Annotated in this window: 16 protein-coding genes; 3 read left to right on the forward strand and 13 right to left on the reverse strand. The window is 68.4% G+C overall.

All coding sequences use genetic code 11. The features are described 5' to 3' along the window. Positions 1-12: 12 nt before the first annotated feature. Together ptsP and DLJ53_RS06040 are read right to left on the reverse strand one after the other, a co-directional pair. A complete protein-coding gene (ptsP, locus tag DLJ53_RS06035; RefSeq protein ID WP_111343157.1) occupies positions 13-2,277 on the reverse strand; it encodes a phosphoenolpyruvate--protein phosphotransferase in 2,265 nt (754 codons plus the stop codon). Between the two features lie 878 nt (positions 2,278-3,155). Continuing rightward, positions 3,156-4,394 carry an aspartate kinase gene (locus DLJ53_RS06040; protein WP_111343159.1) on the reverse strand — a complete coding sequence of 413 codons (1,239 nt, stop codon included), beginning with the start codon at positions 4,392-4,394 and terminating at the stop codon, positions 3,156-3,158. 78 nt (positions 4,395-4,472) lie between these two features. On the opposite strand from DLJ53_RS06040, the gene ubiG reads away from it, so the two are divergent. Then, a complete protein-coding gene (ubiG, locus tag DLJ53_RS06045; RefSeq protein WP_111343160.1) occupies positions 4,473-5,219 on the forward strand; it encodes a bifunctional 2-polyprenyl-6-hydroxyphenol methylase/3-demethylubiquinol 3-O-methyltransferase UbiG in 747 nt (248 codons plus the stop codon). A 98-nt stretch (positions 5,220-5,317) separates the two neighbouring features. Here the strand turns inward: ubiG and DLJ53_RS06050 are convergent, their stop codons facing one another. The 11 genes from DLJ53_RS06050 to DLJ53_RS06100 form a co-directional block, all read right to left on the reverse strand. After that, entirely contained in the window at positions 5,318-6,334 is a 1,017-nt protein-coding gene (locus tag DLJ53_RS06050; RefSeq protein ID WP_111343162.1) for an alpha/beta hydrolase, read from the reverse strand. Between the two features lie 118 nt (positions 6,335-6,452). Continuing rightward, positions 6,453-7,634 (reverse strand): pyridoxal phosphate-dependent aminotransferase, encoded by a 1,182-nt coding sequence (locus DLJ53_RS06055; RefSeq protein WP_111343164.1) that lies wholly within the window; start codon positions 7,632-7,634, stop codon positions 6,453-6,455. 27 nt (positions 7,635-7,661) lie between these two features. After that, positions 7,662-8,246, reverse strand: coding sequence for a DUF6891 domain-containing protein (locus tag DLJ53_RS06060; RefSeq protein WP_146619906.1), 585 nt, complete (start codon positions 8,244-8,246; stop codon positions 7,662-7,664). Positions 8,247-8,271: 25 nt separating this feature from the next. Continuing rightward, entirely contained in the window at positions 8,272-9,186 is a 915-nt protein-coding gene (locus tag DLJ53_RS06065) for a DMT family transporter (RefSeq protein ID WP_111343167.1), read from the reverse strand. Beyond that, entirely contained in the window at positions 9,187-9,678 is a 492-nt protein-coding gene (locus tag DLJ53_RS06070; RefSeq protein ID WP_111343169.1) for a MarR family winged helix-turn-helix transcriptional regulator, read from the reverse strand. Positions 9,679-9,885: 207 nt separating this feature from the next. Further along, positions 9,886-10,473, reverse strand: coding sequence for an NAD(P)H-dependent oxidoreductase (locus DLJ53_RS06075; RefSeq protein ID WP_111343171.1), 588 nt, complete (start codon positions 10,471-10,473; stop codon positions 9,886-9,888). Then, the gene (locus tag DLJ53_RS06080; protein ID WP_111343172.1) at positions 10,473-11,861 is read right to left on the reverse strand and encodes an FAD-binding oxidoreductase; all 1,389 of its coding nucleotides are present in this window, start codon (positions 11,859-11,861) and stop codon (positions 10,473-10,475) included. The genes DLJ53_RS06075 and DLJ53_RS06080 overlap by 1 nt, the downstream gene beginning before the upstream one ends. Then, positions 11,843-13,099, reverse strand: a complete 1,257-nt coding sequence (locus DLJ53_RS06085) for a cytosine deaminase (protein ID WP_244935011.1) — start codon at positions 13,097-13,099, stop codon at positions 11,843-11,845. The genes DLJ53_RS06080 and DLJ53_RS06085 overlap by 19 nt, the downstream gene beginning before the upstream one ends. Next, positions 13,096-13,956 (reverse strand): ABC transporter permease, encoded by an 861-nt coding sequence (locus tag DLJ53_RS06090; protein ID WP_111343176.1) that lies wholly within the window; start codon positions 13,954-13,956, stop codon positions 13,096-13,098. Before DLJ53_RS06090 ends, DLJ53_RS06085 begins: the two co-directional genes overlap by 4 nt. Beyond that, positions 13,953-14,762, reverse strand: coding sequence for an ABC transporter ATP-binding protein (locus DLJ53_RS06095; RefSeq protein ID WP_111343178.1), 810 nt, complete (start codon positions 14,760-14,762; stop codon positions 13,953-13,955). The genes DLJ53_RS06090 and DLJ53_RS06095 overlap by 4 nt, the downstream gene beginning before the upstream one ends. A 4-nt stretch (positions 14,763-14,766) precedes the next feature. Next, positions 14,767-15,774: an ABC transporter substrate-binding protein gene (locus DLJ53_RS06100; RefSeq protein ID WP_111343180.1), complete on the reverse strand. Its 1,008-nt coding sequence runs from the start codon at positions 15,772-15,774 to the stop codon at positions 14,767-14,769. 184 nt (positions 15,775-15,958) lie between these two features. Between DLJ53_RS06100 and DLJ53_RS06105 the strand changes: the two genes are divergently transcribed. Continuing rightward, entirely contained in the window at positions 15,959-16,342 is a 384-nt protein-coding gene (locus DLJ53_RS06105) for a RidA family protein (RefSeq protein WP_111343182.1), read from the forward strand. A 132-nt stretch (positions 16,343-16,474) separates the two neighbouring features. Further along, positions 16,475-17,278, forward strand: coding sequence for a creatininase family protein (locus DLJ53_RS06110; RefSeq protein ID WP_264194239.1), 804 nt, complete (start codon positions 16,475-16,477; stop codon positions 17,276-17,278). Positions 17,279-17,378: the final 100 nt, after the last annotated feature.

The raw sequence follows: 17,378 nt of genomic DNA on the forward strand, positions 1-17,378 counted from the left end.
TTCGTTTGGGTCCTAGACCGGAATGTCGTGTGCGTCCGCAAATCGCGACAGCAGATGACGAATGTCGTCGCTTCCGCGTCCGGGTTCAAGTCTTGGCCACAGGCGTGCGCGCAACCGTCCCAAGTCCGTGGCGCGAATGGCGGTTTTCACAGGGCCGATGGCGGCCGGCGGCATCGAGAGCTCGGTGTAGCCGATGCCCATCAGGCACAGCGCTTCCAGCGGCCGGCTGGCGAGATCGCCGCACACGGTGACCGGCACGTTCGCCTCGCGGCAGGCGTCGGCGATCCGCTTCAGGATTCGCACGAACGACTGCGACAGGGTGTCGAACCGCCCCGCGACGCGCACGTTCGAGCGGTCCGCCGCCATCGCGAACTGGTAGAGGTCGTTGGTACCGACCGAGACGAAGTCGACCACCGCCAGCAGCTCCTCCAGCTCGAAGAGCAGGGAGGGGGTCTCCAGCATCACGCCGAGCTTCAGCGTGTCCGGCAGCTGGTAGCCGTGCTGGTGCAGGAAGCGGCGCTCGCGGTCGACGAGGGCGCGGCTCGCGTTGAACTCGTCCACGGTGGTGACCATCGGGAACATGAGCTTCAGCTCGCGCCCGGCCGAGGCCTTGAGGAGCGCGCGGATCTGCGAGCGCAGGAGGCCCGGGCGGTCGAGGCCGAGGCGGATCGCGCGCCAGCCCATGGCCGGGTTCTCCTCCTCCATCGTGCGCAGGTACGGCAGCACCTTGTCGCCACCAACGTCGAGCGAGCGGAAGGAGACGGGGCGGCCCTCGGCCTCCTCGTAGATCTTGCGGTAGAGCTGCTCCTGCTCGCGCGGGCGCGGCAGGGTCGGCGAGAGCATGAAGAGGACTTCGGTGCGGAAGAGGCCGACGCCGGCGGCTCCCGACTCGCGAAGGTGCGGCATGTCCGCCAGCATGCCGGCGTTCATCGACAGCGTGACCTCGACGCCGTCGCGCGTGACGGCGGGGAGGTTCCGGAGGCGCCGGTACTGGGCCTGGCGCCGCGCCCGGAAGCGCACCTTCTCGGCGAACACGTTCTCGACGTCCGCCGAGGGGCGGATGTGGACGTCCCCGCCGTCCGCGTCGACGATGATCGCCTCGCCGGACTCCACCATGGAGGTGACTCCGGACGCCTGGCCGATCGTCGGGATTCCGAGCGCGCGGGCTATCAGGGTGACGTGGCTCGCCGGGCTGCCCTCTTCCATGATGAGGCCGCGGATGCGCGCGCGGTCGTAGTCGAGCAGCTCGGCCGCGCCCATCGTGCGGGCGACGATGATCGCGTCCCCCGTCACCTGCGCCAGCGACGTGGAGGAGCGGCCCATCAGCTCCCTGAGGAGGCGGTTGGCGATGTCGTCGAGGTCGTGCAGCCGTTCGCGCACCAGGCGGTCGGTGGAGCGCATGAGGCGGGCGCGGTTGTCCGACTGGACGCGCTCGACCGCGGCCTCGGCGGTCAGGCCGGAGCGGACGACGTCGGCCATCTTGCGGGCCCAGCCGCGATCCTCGGCGATCATCAGGAACGCTTCGAGGACGTCGCGCGGCGCGCTCTCGGCCTGCACCTCGTCGCGCGACAGGTGGGCGACGAGGTTGCCGCGAATCTTGTCGAGCGCGGTCTCGAGGCGCGACAGCTCGAAGTCCACGTCGTCCGTCAGCAGGCGGGTGACGATGACGCGCGGCTCGTGCAGCACCGCCCGGCCGAGGCCCACGCCTTCACACAGCGCCACGCCCGACACATGGAGCTGGCGCTTTATGTCGAGCGCCGCGGTCGGCTGCGGGATCTTCTCGAGATCGCCGGTCCCGGCGATCTCGGCGATCACCATCGCAGTGGTCTGCAGCGCCTCCACTTCCTCGTTGTCGTAGCGCTTGGGCGCGCGGTTCTGGACCGTGAGCACGCCGATCATGCGGCCGGCCCGCAGCACCGGGACGCCGAGGAAGGTGTTGAAGTCGTCCTCGCCGATCTCCGGCAGGTAGGCGAACGAGGGGTGAGCGCGCGGATTGGTGATGTTGAGGGGCTGCGCGGTCTTGGCGACACGGCCGACGAGGCCCTCGCCGACGCGCAGTCCCGCGCGGTGCACCGCCGAGGCGTTGAGGCCGTGCGTCGCGTAGAGTTCCAGCACGCCGTCGGCGCGCAGCACGTAGAGCGACGACACCTCGGCGACCATGTTGTCGGCGATGATGCGCACGATCCGGTCGAGACGGTCCTGCGCGTCCATCGGCGCAGCCATCACGGCGTGCAATTGCTTGATGAGCTGTCGCGGGCCGGCGAGCGTGTCGCGCATCGGTCCTCCCTTCGTCACCCGTGTCTGTCAGCGCCAACCGGGCATGTCCGGCTCGTGCCGGAGGTCGCGTTCCTCGAATATTCTCCTGAGGCCAAGCTGTCTATTTGATTGGCCCGGGGCACTTCATATCCGCCGCGACCTTCGCCAGCAATGGTTGCGTTCGCCTCCCGCGACGGTCGCCCTTCTCGCGCCATGGCGGCGGGATCGAAGAGGATGCAACGAATGCGCGAGTTTAGCTTCGGACGGTCGAGCATTGGTCATGCGTGTCACGATGCAATCCGAATACCGTGTCGGCGGCCGCAAATATCGTTAGGAATGGAATGCCATGCCTCCCCTGAGCTCTTGCAGGAATGCAGGCTGTTGGGGGTCGAATTCATCGCCCCCGCCCCGGCTGCGGCAAGAGCGACTGTCGCACCCGTGAGGAGGGTCCGCGAGCACTTTCGGCCGGCGCCGGGTACACCAGACGAAAAAATTTCGCGCACGGCGGTCTCGCCCGTGCATCGGGGCCAGATCGGCAGGGGAGAGGGGATGATGGGGAGCCTCCCGACGCATCGCCCGATCAATCAGAGGTAGGTCTCTGGCCGCCGGTCACATTGCGCAACAACGTCTTTCACCAGCACGTGGCCACGATCGGCCAGCCGGTGGACCATCGCATTGATCGCGCAGCCAGAATCCGGAGATGCGTGTCCCGGAAACGCGGTCGGCGGAGAATGGTTCCGCCCAACGTCAAAAAATAAAAATTTTCACAAGACTGAATTCGCAGCGACCGTGAGGGGCTGCGCTCCGCCATGGTCGTCTGCCGCCGTCCAGGCGGTCGGCAGACGCGCGGCGGGCCGTCCCGGCGGAGGCGCGCGGCGCGCCTCCGGACGGGCCGCCGGTCAGGCAGCGGCCTTGTCGAGGCCGTAGACGGAGTGGAGCGTGCGGACCGCGAGCTCGGTATAGGCCGAATCGATCAGCACCGAGATCTTGATCTCCGACGTGGTGATCGCGCGGATATTGATCGACCGCTCCGCCAGCGCCCTGAACGCCGTCGCGGCGACGCCGGCGTGGCTGCGCATGCCGATGCCGATCACCGACACCTTCACCACGTCGCGGTCGCCGATGATCTTGCCGAAGCCCAGCTTGTCGCGCTGCGCCTCGAGCGTCGCCAGGGCCCGCTCGTAGTCGGCCTCGGGGATGGTGAAGGTGATGTCGGTCGTGGACCCGTCGTCCGAGATGTTCTGGACGATCATGTCCACGTTGATGCCCGCCTCGGCGAGCGGCCCGAACACCTTGTAGGCGACGCCCGGGGAATCGGGAACGTCGCGCAAGGTGACCTGGGCCTCGTCCTTGGCGTAGGCGATGGAGGTGACGGTTTCCTGTTCCATATCGTCCATCTCGGCGGTGATCAGCGTGCCTTCGGGCGGCAAGGCGGGGTCGGCGAAGGAGGAGCACACGAGGACGGGCACTTCGTGCACCATCGCGAGCTCCACCGAGCGCACATGGAGGACCTTCGCGCCCAGCGAGGCCATCTCCAGCATTTCCTCGTGCGACACGCGCGGCAGCCGGCGTGCCGACTTCACGATGCGCGGGTCGGTCGTGTAGACGCCGTCGACGTCCGTATAGATATCACAGCGGTCCGCCTTCAGCGCGGCCGCCATCGCGACGGCGGTGGTGTCGGAGCCGCCGCGTCCCAGAGTGGTGATGCGGTTCATCGACGAGATGCCCTGGAAGCCGGCGATTACCGCCACCTGTCCCTGCGCAAGGCGCTCGCGCAGCACGTCGGCATCGATCGAGTTGACGCGTGCGGCGCCGTGGGCGTCGTCGGTGCGGGTTTTAATCTGCCAGCCCTGCCAGGAACGCGCGTCGATTCCCATCGACTGGAGCACGATCGCGAGGAGACCCGAGGTGACGTTCTCACCGGAGGAGACGATGGCGTCGTATTCGCGCGCATCGTGCAGCGGTGAGGCGTCCCGGCAGAGGGCGACGAGACGGTTCGTCTCCCCCGCCATGGCCGAAACGACAACGGCCACCTCGTTCCCCGCTTTAATCTCGCGCTCCACGTGACGTGCGACGTTGCGGATGCGGTCGAGGTCGGCGACGGACGTGCCGCCGAATTTCATAACGATGCGGGCCATGGGGGCGGTTTCAGATGTTGCGTATTGAGTGGAGGCCGCTAGCTAGCAGGGTCAGCCACGAACAACAACGGTTAGCCCATGTCCACCATCGATGTCGCCGAAGTCGACAAGTTCGATCGCCTCGCCGCCGAGTGGTGGAATCCGAACGGCAAGATGAAGCCGCTGCACAAGTTCAACCCGGTGCGGCTGACCTACCTGCGGCAGACGCTGTGCCGGCATTTCGACCGCGATCCCAAGCTGGAGGCGCCGCTGGCGGGGCTCAGGATCGCCGACATCGGCTGCGGCGGCGGGCTGCTGTCCGAGCCGCTCGCCCGGATGGGCGCCGACGTCGTCGGCGTCGACGCGGCGCGGACCAACATCGAGGTCGCCCGGATCCATGCCGGGCAGAGCGGCGTCGCGGTCGACTACCGCAACACCACCGCCGAGGACATGGTCGCCGCCGGCGAGACCTTCGATGCGGTGCTCGCGATGGAGATCGTCGAGCACGTCGCCGACGTCGACGCGTTCGTCGCCGCCTGCGCCGCGATGGTGCGGCCCGAGGGGCTCACGGTGTTCGCGACCATCAACCGGACGCCGAAGGCCTTCGCCCTTGCGATCGTCGGGGCGGAATATGTCCTGCGCTGGCTGCCGCGCGGCACGCACCAGTTCCACAAGCTGGTGCGGCCGGTGGAGCTGGAGCGCGCGCTTGAGGCCAACGGCCTGTCGCCGCGCCAGCCGGTCGGCGTGGTCTTCAACCCGATCCGCGACGAGTGGAGTCTCGGCCAGGACACGGACGTCAACTACATGATCCTGGCGGTGAAGCCGGCAGAGGGCCAGGTCGTCTGACCGCGGGAGCGGCGGGACCGGCCCCGCGACCCTGACCGTGGACGCCGCCGCCGGACCGGGCGCCCCAGCGGACGCGGCCCGGCACGCGCGGCGGTGCGTCAGTCCTTGGTGACGTTCGCCTTGATCCACTCCTCGATCTTGGCCGCCACCGCGTCGGAGTTCTTGTCCATCATCAGCATGTGGCTGTTGCCGGTGAGGCCTTCCTCCGGCAGCGGCATCCACGTGACGGTGCCGCCCGCGCCCTCGATGGCATCGGCCCAGGCGCGGCTCGCCGCCTGGAACGTCGGCCAGGGCTTCATGTCCATGTAGTCGCCCCAGACCATCAGGTGCGGCACGTTCGCCACCCTGGAGGCGTCCGCCTCCTCGGCCTTGGGCGCGCCGGACGGCTCGATCGCGACCAGCGCCTTGACGAGGTCCGGGTTGGCGAGCGCGGCGTTGTAGCCGAAGTTGCCGCCCTGGCTGTGCACGACGACGATGCACGGGCAGACCTTCTCGACGAGCGCGTTGTAGGCCGCCTGGGTGCGCACGTCGTTGGAGACCCAGCGCGGCACGGACTGCTTGGTGAACTGGTTGTAGGCCTCCAGCGGGAACTGCGTGCCGTCCATCGCGACGCGCTTCGCGGGGTCGATGTCCCAGCCGTCCTGCGGGCCGATGCGGAAGAGGTGCCAGCCCTCCTTCATGGTGCGGAAGAGCGGCGGGCCGTCGTAGATCTCGGGATAGCGCGCCCAGGAGGAGCGCCCGCGCTCGACGGCGTCGGAGACGTAGACGTCGTGGCCCGCCTCGAGGAAGAACTGCTGCCAGCCGGGATCGCCGTCCGGCTTGGTCTCCCACGTGACGCCGGTGAGGCCGCCACCGTGCCACATCAGGACGGGAAGGCCCGTAGGCTCGGCGAGCTTGACGTACTGCACGTACATCTGACCGACGTTGAAGTTGCCGTTGGGGTCGACCTCGATCGGCTTCATCCCCTTGGTGAAGCTGATCATCTGCTTGTCGAGGCCGGACAGCTCGACCACCTCGCCGCCGACGTGGAAGCTGCCGATCTCCTTGACGCGGTAGTCCGCCGCCGCGGGGCCTGCGAGCGCGATGGCCCCGACGAGTGCCAGGATCGATCTCATGACGTTTTCTCCCGAGGCCCGGCTCTGCACGGCCGGGCCTTGCTCTTGTCGGTTGCGCTCATGCAACCGATTCGGGAGATCGTCAGACGCGCTTAATGGCGAGTCAATATCTGATTAATTAAGCGGCAGCGCGTTTTTCCAGGAAGTCGCCCATGCGCCCCATCGCCTCCAGGATCCGGTCCTTGGCGGCGGCGTAGGACACACGGACGTAGCCCTCGCCGAGGGTGCCGAAGTCGGGGCCGCCGATGAGCGCGACGCCGGTCTCGGTGAGGAGCGCGTCGGCCAGCGCCTTCGCCTTCCACCCGGTCTCCTTGATGTTCGGGAACGCGTAGAACGCGCCCTTCGGCGTCGCGCAGGAGACTCCGGGCAGGGCGTTGAGCGCGGCGACCACGGCCTTGCGGCGGTCGTCGAACGCCTCGACCATGCGGGTCACGTCGTCCTGCGGGCCGGTCAGCGCCGCGATGCCGGCGTACTGGGTCGGCGCGTTGACGCAGGACCAGGCGTTGACGGCAAGCTTGCGCACCTTGTCGTAGAGCGGCTTTGGCCACAGCGACCAGCCGAGGCGCCAGCCGGTCATCGCGTACGTCTTGGAGAAGCCGTCGAGCAGGATCAGCCGGTCGCGCAGCTCCGGGAAGGACGCCAGCGAGACGTGCGGCAGCCCGTCGTACGTCATGCGCGAGTAGATCTCGTCCGACATCACCGCCACGTTGGGGTGCTGGTTCAGGATCTCGACGAGCCGCCTCACGTCATCCGGCGGCGTCACGCCTCCCGTGGGGTTGGCGGGCGAGTTGATGATGACGAGGCGCGTCTTGTCGGTGATGCGCTCGGCGACGTCGTCCGGTGAGAAGGCGAAGCCGTTCTCTTCCTTGATGGGGATCGGGATCGGCGTCGCACCGGTGTACTCGATCATCGAGCGGTAGATCGGGAAGCCCGGGTCCGGATAGAGGATCTCCGCGCCCGGCTCGCCGAACAGGATGATCGCGAGGTACATCGTCACCTTGCCGCCCGGCACGACGAGGATGTCGTCGGGGCTGGTGTCGACGCCGGAGCGCATGGTCATGTCGGCGGCGATCGCCTCGCGCAGCTGCGGGATGCCGGTGGCGGGCGTGTAGCCGTGGTGGCCGTCCCGCAACGCCTTCACCGCCGCCTCGACGATGTGCGAGGGCGTCGGGAAGTCCGGCTGGCCGATGCCGAGGTTGATGATGTCGCGGCCCTGCGCGGCGAGGGCGTTGGCCTTGGCGAGGACCGCGAAAGCGTTCTCCTCGCCGATCCGGTCGAAGCCCGGGGTCGTCGTCAGCATGTTGTTTCCTTCCTCTCCGGCCCGGTTCTAGTCCTGCGGGCTCCTATTGCGCCAGACGATCCCCTCGACCTTGATCCGGCGCGACGGATCGGCGGGGCGTTCGACGGCGAAGCCGTACGCATCGAGCGTGCTCGCGACGGCGGCGGCGATGGTCATCGGGTCGGCGGCCGGGTCGGTCGCGCCGAAGGCAAGCCAGAGTATGCCGGTTTCGATCGCGTCCGCGACGTCCTGCTCGTGGTAGAAGGTCCAGCCCTTCACCCCGGAGTCCGGGCCGCCCATCTCGTCGTAGATCTCGGCGACGTCGGCCATCCCGTCGGACTGGGTGTAGCCGGCGCGGTGCAGCGCGAGGATGCCGTCCTTCTCGAGCTGGTCGAATGCGGCCATCAGCCGGGTGACGTCGGTGATGGCCGGCCAGTCGCTCTCGGCGCCTCGCTTCAGGCCCCAGGCCTCGTCGAGGGCGTCTTCGATGAAGCGGCGGTCGTCGGCGGACAGCGCGTGCGCGTCGTCGACGAGTTCGAGGATTTCCTCCCGGACTTCCTCGGGGGATTCGAACCCGCCCCAGACGGCGTATTTGATCTCGGTTTCGAGACCCGTTCGATCGGACTCGGTCATTTCGTTGCGGTAAAGCATTCGTGTTCTAGTGTACTGCCGGATCGCGCTGGGCGATGACTTGGCCCCGGATCCGCTCGCGATGGAGCACATATAGGCCCGCGCCAGCGATAATCGCCGTTCCAACGAACGTCCAGACGTCCGGAATTTGATGGAAGATCGCCCAGCCGAACAGAATCATCCACATGATCTGCGCGTAGATGAAGGGCGCCAGCGTCGAGGCGCTGGTGAAGCGATGGGCGACCGTGAGGGCGAAATGCCCCGACGCGCCGAAGAAACCCATCATCAGGGCGAGGACCCACTGCCATCCGTCGAGGGCGGCGAGCGCGCTCGGCCCCACGGGGAGGAGCACGACGACGCCGACGACGGCCGACAGCATCAGGAGGCTCGCCGAATTCTCGGTGCGATGCATCCGCCGCGTCAAAACGACGTAGAGCGAATAGTTGATCATGCCGCAGATCGACAGCATCGCCGCCCAGTGCATCGCCCCCGTTCCGGGGCGCAGCACGACGAGGACGCCGATGAAGCCGACGCCGACCGCCGCCCAGCGCCGGATGCCGACCTTCTCGCCGAGCAGCGGCCCCGCGAGCGCGGTCACCACGAGCGGCGCGGTGAACATGATCGCGCTGGTCTCGGCGAGCTGAAGATACCGCAGCGCCCAGAAGTTGAAGAACGTCGAGGCCAGCAGCGTCAGCCCGCGCAGGGCCTGCATGAAGGGGTGCTTGGTCTTGAACGGCGACCAGTCCCGCCAGACGCGCAGGAACAGCGCCGCGAGGATCAGGTGCGCGGTATAGCGCAGCCACGCGATGTGCGCGGCGTCCATGGTCTGGCCGAGCCACTTGGCGGTGGTGTCGAGGCACGCGAACATCGACACCGCGTAGACCATCAGGATGATACCGCGGATGTTGGCGCCGGCCTCGGTCGTTGCTGGAGGAAGAGGCACCTACTCGGCGGCCTCCTCGACGTCGAGCAGATCGTCGATGTCGTCGGGCGTCTCGATGCCGTTGGCGGCGAGGAGGTTCTTTTCCATCTTTTTCAAAAACTTGCGGATCCGCTTGCGGTCCTTGTCGTCGAATCCCGCGAGCGCCTCCTTCTCGACCCGCTTCCACATCTTGTCGATGTCGCCGATCAGGGCGCGTCCGGTCTCGGTCAGAGAGACGCGGGCGAGGCGGCCGTCGACCTCGGACGTCTGGCGCAGCACGAAGCCGTTGGCGGCGAGGCGCGTGACCATCTTCGTGACCGTCGGCGGCTGGACGCCGAGCTCGGCGGCGAGCGCGGACATCGTCTTGCCGTCACTGTCGGCCAGGGCCTTCAGGACGTTTTCCTGGCCCGGGTAGAGCCCGATCGAGGACAGGTGGGCGCCCGCACGCGCACGCTGGGCTTTCGCCGCGCGCGCGAGGCGATGCGTTGCGGATTTGGAATGATCGAACGGCATCGGTGCCCTCTCGACGCGCGGCCTCTGCCGGAGGGCGGCAGTCGTGCATCGCTGGTGCCATACGACCCCTGAGACGCAACTTCAAGGGAGCGGCGACGAACTTTGGCGCCAAATTTCAGACCTGCAAGGTTGCCATGCCCGCCGGAAATCGGCGGGGATCCGTGCAACTCTTTGCGGTTGCAGAGCGATCCCGGCGGCCCGGCGAAGCTAGAAGCCGGCGATCAGCCGCTCGACGCGCCGGACGAGGGCGGCGCGGTCGGCGTCGCTGGCACTGTCGATCCGGTGAAGCGCCACGTAGTCCGTGCGGCAGCGCCGGTGGCAGAGGGCCCTCATCCCGCGCAGCAGCGTACGCCGGCCCGGCTCGCCGACGAGCTTGGAGTACAGGAACGGCGCCCCCGCCGTCGTCACCACGGAGAGCCGGCGGATGTGCTGCAGCGTGCCGCGCATCGGCTCGGTGGCCGTCGGCAGGGCGAAGGTCGCGTGCGGGACAAGGACCCGGTCGAGCCAGCCCTTCAGCATCGCCGGCAACCCGAACCACCAGGTCGGGTAGTGGAAGACGACCGCTTCGCACCAGCGCAGGTTCGCAAGGTGCGGCGCGACGGGGACCTCGTTGTCGCCGGGCGTGTGGTAGCCGAGCCGCTCGGTGCGATCCATCACCGGGTCGAACCCCTCCGCGTAGAGGTCGGTCACGCGGACCTCGTGGCCGGCGCGGCCGAGCGCGGCGATGCTGGTAGCGGCGAGGTGCTGCGTGAAGCTCTCCGGGTTGGGATGGCAGACGACGACGAGGACGCGCATCAGGCCGAGAGGCTCGGGAAGAGGTAGGGCCGCCCGTAGTCGAAGTCCGGGTCGTCCCAGGCGATCATCTTGCCGGGGTTGAGGAGCCCCTTGGGGTCGGAGCGGCGCTTGAAGCCGAGCTGGAGCGGGTCGGTCTGCTTCATTCCGCCTTCCTCCAGCGTGTACCGGTGGGGGTTGAAGATCGGGCAGCCGTTGTCCTCGTGGAGGGCGATGATCTCGTCCAGCCGCTCCTCCGTCGTGAACCGCACCAGGGGGAGGCCGAAGCAGCCGACCGCGCCGTCGAAGCGCACGAACTCGAGGTGCGTGGGTGCCTCCTCGCCCAGGAGGGCCGACATCTTCAGCACCTTCCCGGCGATCCCGGGCTGCGGGTAGAGGACCTGGAGATAGGTGATGTCCGGGTCCATCCGCAGCGCGCGCAGCGTCGTGTGGTTCCAGGAGAGCTCGAACGCCGGCGGCAGGCGGCTCCTCGCCTCCGCCTCCAGCGTGTCGGTGCGCAGGACGACGCGCCCTCCGGCGCGTTTGCCGAGCGCGGCGACGTCGCCGGCCGCGAAGGAGGCCGCGATCGTCACCACGAACGCCTCGCCGTCCGGCAGGTAGGGCTTGTGGCGGCGCAGGTACGGTGCGATCGCCGCGTCCATCACCGCGACGTTCTTGAGGAGGAGGCCGTCCGCCGCGGCGAGCGCCTCGCCATGGTGGACCGCGGCCTCCAGCGTCGGGAAGGCGGTGATGAGGTCGACCCATTCGACCGCGGGCGCCAGCGGCATCTCCACCTCGGTGATGACCCCGGTGGTGCCGTAGGCGTGGCTGACGCGGTTGATGTCGCGGCCGGAGAGGTCGAGCACGGTGGGGATGGAGCCGTCCATCGCCGCCATCTTCACCCGCACGATGTTGCCGACGTCCCGCAGGCCGCCCCAGCGCACCGAGCCGACGCCGCCCGACCCGCCGGCGATGAACCCGCCGATCGACGCGGTGTGGTAGGTCGACGGGAACATCCGCAGCTCCTGCCCGGTCGGGCGGGTGACCTTGTCGATGTCCGCGAGGATCGCGCCCGGCTCGGCGACCACCGTCCCGTTCTTAACCTCGATGACGCGGTTCATGTTGCAAAGGTCGAGGACGAGGCCGCCGGCGAGCGGCATCGCCTGGCCGTAGTTCCCGGTGCCCGAGCCGCGCACCGTCAGCGGCACCTCGTTCTTGAAGCAGGCGCCGACCACGAGGAGCAGCTCGTCCTCGTTGCGCGGGCGCGCGACGATGTCGGCCTTCACGCTGTCGAGCTGGCGCTTGAGGACCGGGGAGTACCAGTAGAAGTCCCGGCTCTTCTGCAGGACGAGTTGCGGGTTTTCTTCGGTCGGGACCTCCGCGATATCGATTTTCAGCGCGGCAAGGTCCATCGGTCATCCAATTCGCGATAATCGGGCAAAGGGGCGTCCAAAACGGCGCCGTTCCTGATCACGGTACGATCGACCTGCGGTCGTGCAAAGAGCTCGGTCCAACGTCTGGCTCGAAAGATCGTGAGGTCCGCGACGGCGCCCGGAGCCACCTTGTCCCGGTCCGGCAGGCCCATGATCGCCGCCGGGGTCGCGCTGAAGGCGAGCGGCCACTCGCCGACGGGGTGGTCGAGGTGGAGGAGCCGCGTCGCCTCGCGCCAGACCTCGGCCATGTCGAGGTCGCCGTAGGCGTAGAACGGGTCGCGCGTATTGTCCGAGGCGACGGCGACCGGGATGCCGCGAGCGGCCATCTCGTGCACCAGGGTGCCGCCGCGGATGCGCGGCGTGCGCCCCGCGACGCGGTCCTGGAGATAGAGGTTGCAGAGCGGAAGGGAGACGATGGCGAGCCCGGCCTCGGCGACGGCGTCGAGCGTGCGGTCCGCCTCGCCGTCGTCCATCGTCATCAGGGTGCAGCAGTGGCCGCAGGTGATCGTGCCGGAGAAGCCGATCCGGGTGGCCTCCGCCGCGATCAGCGCGAGGTCGTTGCGGGTCGGGTCGAGCGCCTCGTCGACGTGGAGGTCGACGTCGAGACCGCGCGCCTCCGCCTCCTCCAGAAGGGCGCGCAGCTTCGCCTCGCGGCCCGACACCGTGTACATCACCGCGCCGACGATGCCGCCGTGTTCGGTCACGTGGTCGAAGTGCGGGCCGAGGTCGTCGGGCAGGAGGTCGATGGGGTTGAGGCTGCAGCCCTGGAGGGTCATGCGCCCGGCCCATCGTTCGCGCATCTCGGCGAACACGGGCCAGGAGATGCGGTCCTGCGGCGCGATGGAATCGATGTGCGTGCGGATGGCGGCGGTGCCGTGGGCGTAGGCGGCGCGCAGGGCGAAGTCCATCCGCGCCGCCACGTCGTCCGCGCTCCAGAAGGCGGCGCGGTCGCGGCCTGTCGCCGCCATGGCGCCGGCGAAGGTGCCGTCGGGGTTGGGCGTGCGTGGCCAGACGTGGCCCTTGTCGAGGTGGGTGTGCATGTCGACGAACGCCGGGACGACGATGCCGCCGGCACAGTCCCGCGCGCCGATCAGGCTGCCGGACGCCGGCTCCACCGACGCAATGCGCGCGCCGTCGAGCGTGATGTCGAAGAGGGCGAGGTCCTCTCCGTCACCGTCCTGAAACGCGGCTGGGATCGCCGCGTTCGCCAATCTCACCGACGCCCCTCCATCGCACTCTCGTGCCATCGTCCCAGGATCCTGTTCGAGACGATGCTCAGGATCACGTAGATCGCGACGCCGGTGGCCGAGATCAATGCGAGCGCCGCAAAGAGGCGCGGGATCTTGAGCTGGTAGCCCGCCTCGATGATGCGCGTCGCGAGGCCGGAGCCGAAGCCGGACGTGCCGGCGACGAACTCCGCCACGACGGCGCCGACCAGCGCGAGGCCGCCGGAGATCCTGAGCCCGCCGAGGAAATAGGGGAGGGCGGCGGGGAGCAGCAGGTGGCGCAGGGTCTGCCACCGCGAGGCGCCGTAGAGGCGGTAGAGGTCGCGCAGGTTCCGGTCCGCCGACATGAGGCCGAGCGTCGTGTTCGACAGGATCGGGAAGAAGGCGATGATCCACGCGCACAGCAGGATCTTCGCGAGGTGATTGTCGATGTAGATGTTGATGAGCGGGAACACGGCCACGATCGGCGTCACCTGCACCACCACCGCGATCGGAAAGATCGAATATTCGATCACCCGCGACTGGGTCAGGACGACCGCGAGGAAGACGCCGCCGATCACCGCCAGCGCCAGCGCCGCGAGGGTCACGGCGAGCGTCGTCGCGAGCGACGGGAGGAGGAGGGCGCGCTCGTCGACCAGCGTCTTGAGGACGAGGCCGGGCGAGGGGAGGATGTAGGGCGGGATCTCGTTCGCCTTCACCGTCCAGTCCCAGAGGTAGACGAGGCCGGAGATGACGAGGATCGGCAGGATCGTGCGCAGCGCCCGGTCGAGCGCCTTGCGGCGCGGCGCCGACCAGAGGCCGCGTGCGCCCTCGCGGGGGATATGGGCGACGGAATAGTCCTCGCTCATGCGCCCCCCATCGCGCGCGACAGGGCGTCGGAGGTGGCGCGTGCGAAGTCGGCGTAGTGCGCGCTCATGCGGAAGTTCGGGCTCCTCGGCGACGGCTCGTCGATGGCGATCTCCTCGGCGATCCGGCCGGGCCGCGAGGTCATGACGGCGATCCGGGTGGAGAGGTAGACGGATTCGAAGACCGAGTGCGTGACGAAGATGATCGTCCAGCCGCGCTCCTTCCAGAGCCGCAGGAGGTCGTCGTTCAGCTTGAAGCGGGTGATCTCGTCGAGCGCGGCGAACGGCTCGTCCATCAGCAGGACGGTCGGGTCGGTGGCGAGCGCCCGCGCGATCGACACGCGCATCTTCATGCCGCCCGAAAGCTCGCGCGGGTAGGCCCGGTGAAAGTCCTGGAGGCCGACGCTCTCCAGCGCCTCGACGATGCGCGGCTCGGCCTCCCTGGCCGACATGCCCTTGAGGCGCAGCGGCAGCCAGACATTGTCGTAGACGCGCGCCCACGGCATCAGCGTCGGCTCCTGGAAGACGAAGCCGATGTCACGCGGGCGCCGCTCGCCGCCCCAGGCGATCCGACCCGTCGTCGGCCTGTCGAGCCCGGCGATGAGCCGCAGGACCGTCGACTTGCCGCAGCCGGACGGCCCGAGGAGGCTCAGGAACTCGCCCCGCGCCACGCAGAGGTCGACGTCCGAGAGGGCGACGGTGCCGCTCTCGAACTTCTTCCCGACGCCCGAGAGGGAGACGATGGTGGACCCGTTGGGGACGGTCCCGGCCGCGCCCCCCCGGGAAACTGCTCCGTTGGACTGAACCAAGGTACTACTTCGTCAGCTCCGCCTTGAGGTCGAGCCCGACGCCCTTGTTGACGAAGTCGAGCGTGAAGGTCTTGGAGATGTCGATCCCCTCCGGCGAGACGTTGGCGGCGACCATCTTGTCGTAGAAGCCCTGGATGTGCTCGGCCGACATGGCGCCGATGCCCTGCTCCAGCGCCTCGCCGGAATCGACGATGCCGTACTCCTTCATCTTCTCGATCGAGAAATCGATCTGCGCCTGGGTCATGTCCGGGTTGGCCTTCAGGATCATGGCGTTGCCGGCGGACGGGTCACCGTAGAGGTACTTCGTCCAGCCGAGCGCCGACGCGTCGACGAAGCACTGCACCGCCTCGGGACTGGCATCGATGAACTTCGACATGACCTCGACCGTCGTGGCGTAGGTGTCGAAGCCGTAGTCGGCGATAAGGAAGATGGTGGGCACGAACCCGCCTTCCTGCTCGACCGCGAACGGCTCGGACGTCACGTAGCCCTGCTGGCCGGACTTCTTGTCGGCGAGGAAGGGGGCGGGGTTGAACGTGTAGGGTTTGCGCTGCTCGACGCTGAAGCCGTACGCGTCGATCATCCACTGGAAGTACGACTGGAAGCCCTGCTCGCCGATGAAGAGCGTCGGGATCTCGGTGAGGCTCTCCCAGGTGTCGAAGCCCTCGCCCGGGTGGGTCATGATCACCTGCGGCTCCTTCTGGAAGTGCGCCGCAACGATCTTCAGCGGTATCCCCTCGTTGGCCGCGTTGAAGACCTCGAGGAGGTTGCCGCCCATGTGGAACTGGATCTTGCCCGCGAGCAGCAACGCGCGGTTGTTCACCTGCGGTCCGCCGGGGGCTATCGTGACGTCGAGGCCGCATTCCTTGTAGGTGCCGTCGGCGAGCGCCTGATAGTAGCCGCCATGCTCGGCCTGGGGCAGCCAGTTGGTGCCGAAGGTGACAGGCGTCAGGTCCTGCGCTGCCGCGGGCAGCGCGACCGTCAGGAACGCGACCGTCAGAATGGTCCGTGTCATCGTCTCTCTCCCCGGAGCCGGACGGTGGCTCCCTTGGCTCCGTGCCTCTTCGCCGCTGGCGGGTCCGGCGGAAAGGACCCTCCCGCCGGCCGGGCATCGGCCACCTCCGCGTGCAACGTTCGTGCCGTTCGGGCTCCGATCACACGCATGGGATCGACGCCGCCCCCATGCTATCAGGTGGACGATGAAGCGCCATACACCCGCCACCATTCGACGCCCGTTCGCGAACTATCCCCACGCGGTGGAGGTGCCGGCGGGGATGCGCCTCCTCGTCCTGTCGGGCCAGCTCGGCATCGCGCCGGACGAGACCGTGCCGCAGGGCGCGGAGGCACAGGCCGAGCGGTGTTTCGCCAACATCGCCGCGATCCTCGCCGAGGCGGGGGCAGGCCCCGGCGACGTCGTCAGGCTCAACGCCTACGTCACCGGACGGGAGCACCTTCCCGGTTACATGGCCGCGCGCGACCGCTTCGTCGCCGACCCCGCGCCGGCGTCCACGCTGATGATCGTCTCCGGCTTCTCGCGCGAGGAGTTCGTGGTCGAGGTCGAGGCGCTCGCGGCGCTGCCCTGAGGGCGCGCGCCGGCGCCGGTCGGCGAGCGTGGCCGCCGTCGAGGCAGGGACGGGGCGGCCGGGCGGGAGAGGCCAAGGTTGCGGCTTGCCGAGACGGGGTCTAAGGCGGTTCTCCCTTATGGAGACGTCACCATGATCTCGCCGCGCCCGTTCTGGGCGGACATGACCGCCTTCGACTTCCCCGACGATCCGCAGGAGTGGATCGCCGTCGTCCCCACCGCCGCGATCGAGCAGCACGGCCCGCACCTGCCGCTGGGCACCGACGCGATCATCGCCGAGGGGATGGTGAGGACGGTGGTGGACCGTCTCCCGGGCGACATTCCGGCGACCTTCCTGCCGGTGCAGAGCGTCGGCAAGTCCAACGAGCACATCGACTTCCGTGGCACCCTCACGCTCACCTGGGAAACCGCGATCCGCGCCTGGATCGAGATCGGCGAGTCGGTTGCCCGGGCCGGCCTGAGGCGGATCGTCTTCGCCAACTCCCACGGCGGCAACATCGCGCTCCTCGACGTCATCACCCGCGAGCTGCGCGTGCGCTTCGACATGCTCGCCGTCCACGCCAACTGGATGCGCTTCGGCGACGCCGACCTGATCGGCGAGGAGGAGCGGGCCATCGGCATCCACGGCGGCACCCTCGAGACGGCACTCATCCGGCACTTCCGTCCCGAGCTGGTGCGGGAGGAGGAGGCCCGGTCCTTCCCGAGCGCGCAGTCCCGATTCACCACGGAATTCAATCATCTCGTCGCGCATGGCCGCCAGCCCTTCGCATGGAAGGCCGGGGACCTGTCGCCGCACGGCGTCGTCGGTGATGCGAGCGTAGGCAACGCCGATCTCGGCCGCCGCCTCGCAGAGCATCAGGCCGACGCCTTCATCGAGCTGCTGCGCGACGTTTCGCGCGCGGACCTCGCGGTTCTGCTGGGGAAACGCGGCGTCTGAACGCCCCCGACTTTCCATAAGTACAGATTTTACACATGCATAAGCAAACGGCTGGACGCCCTCCTCGCCGGGCGACTAGTCTTGCAACCACACATTCGCG

It is taken from the genome of Acuticoccus sediminis (assembly GCF_003258595.1).
Classification (GTDB): Bacteria; Pseudomonadota; Alphaproteobacteria; order Rhizobiales; family Amorphaceae; genus Acuticoccus; species Acuticoccus sediminis.

What these genes read in the sequence shown, in the direction of transcription:
- ptsP (WP_111343157.1), bottom strand. Translation starts at nt 2,277, where the DNA reads ATGCGCGACACGCTCGCCGGCCCGCGACAGCTCATCAAGCAATTGCAC.
- DLJ53_RS06040 (WP_111343159.1), bottom strand. Translation starts at nt 4,394, where the DNA reads ATGGCCCGCATCGTTATGAAATTCGGCGGCACGTCCGTCGCCGACCTC.
- ubiG (WP_111343160.1), top strand. Translation starts at nt 4,473, where the DNA reads ATGTCCACCATCGATGTCGCCGAAGTCGACAAGTTCGATCGCCTCGCC.
- DLJ53_RS06050 (WP_111343162.1), bottom strand. Translation starts at nt 6,334, where the DNA reads ATGAGATCGATCCTGGCACTCGTCGGGGCCATCGCGCTCGCAGGCCCC.
- DLJ53_RS06055 (WP_111343164.1), bottom strand. Translation starts at nt 7,634, where the DNA reads ATGCTGACGACGACCCCGGGCTTCGACCGGATCGGCGAGGAGAACGCT.
- DLJ53_RS06060 (WP_146619906.1), bottom strand. Translation starts at nt 8,246, where the DNA reads ATGACCGAGTCCGATCGAACGGGTCTCGAAACCGAGATCAAATACGCC.
- DLJ53_RS06070 (WP_111343169.1), bottom strand. Translation starts at nt 9,678, where the DNA reads ATGCCGTTCGATCATTCCAAATCCGCAACGCATCGCCTCGCGCGCGCG.
- DLJ53_RS06075 (WP_111343171.1), bottom strand. Translation starts at nt 10,473, where the DNA reads ATGCGCGTCCTCGTCGTCGTCTGCCATCCCAACCCGGAGAGCTTCACG.
- DLJ53_RS06080 (WP_111343172.1), bottom strand. Translation starts at nt 11,861, where the DNA reads ATGGACCTTGCCGCGCTGAAAATCGATATCGCGGAGGTCCCGACCGAA.
- DLJ53_RS06090 (WP_111343176.1), bottom strand. Translation starts at nt 13,956, where the DNA reads ATGAGCGAGGACTATTCCGTCGCCCATATCCCCCGCGAGGGCGCACGC.
- DLJ53_RS06100 (WP_111343180.1), bottom strand. Translation starts at nt 15,774, where the DNA reads ATGACACGGACCATTCTGACGGTCGCGTTCCTGACGGTCGCGCTGCCC.
- DLJ53_RS06105 (WP_111343182.1), top strand. Translation starts at nt 15,959, where the DNA reads ATGAAGCGCCATACACCCGCCACCATTCGACGCCCGTTCGCGAACTAT.
- DLJ53_RS06110 (WP_264194239.1), top strand. Translation starts at nt 16,475, where the DNA reads ATGATCTCGCCGCGCCCGTTCTGGGCGGACATGACCGCCTTCGACTTC.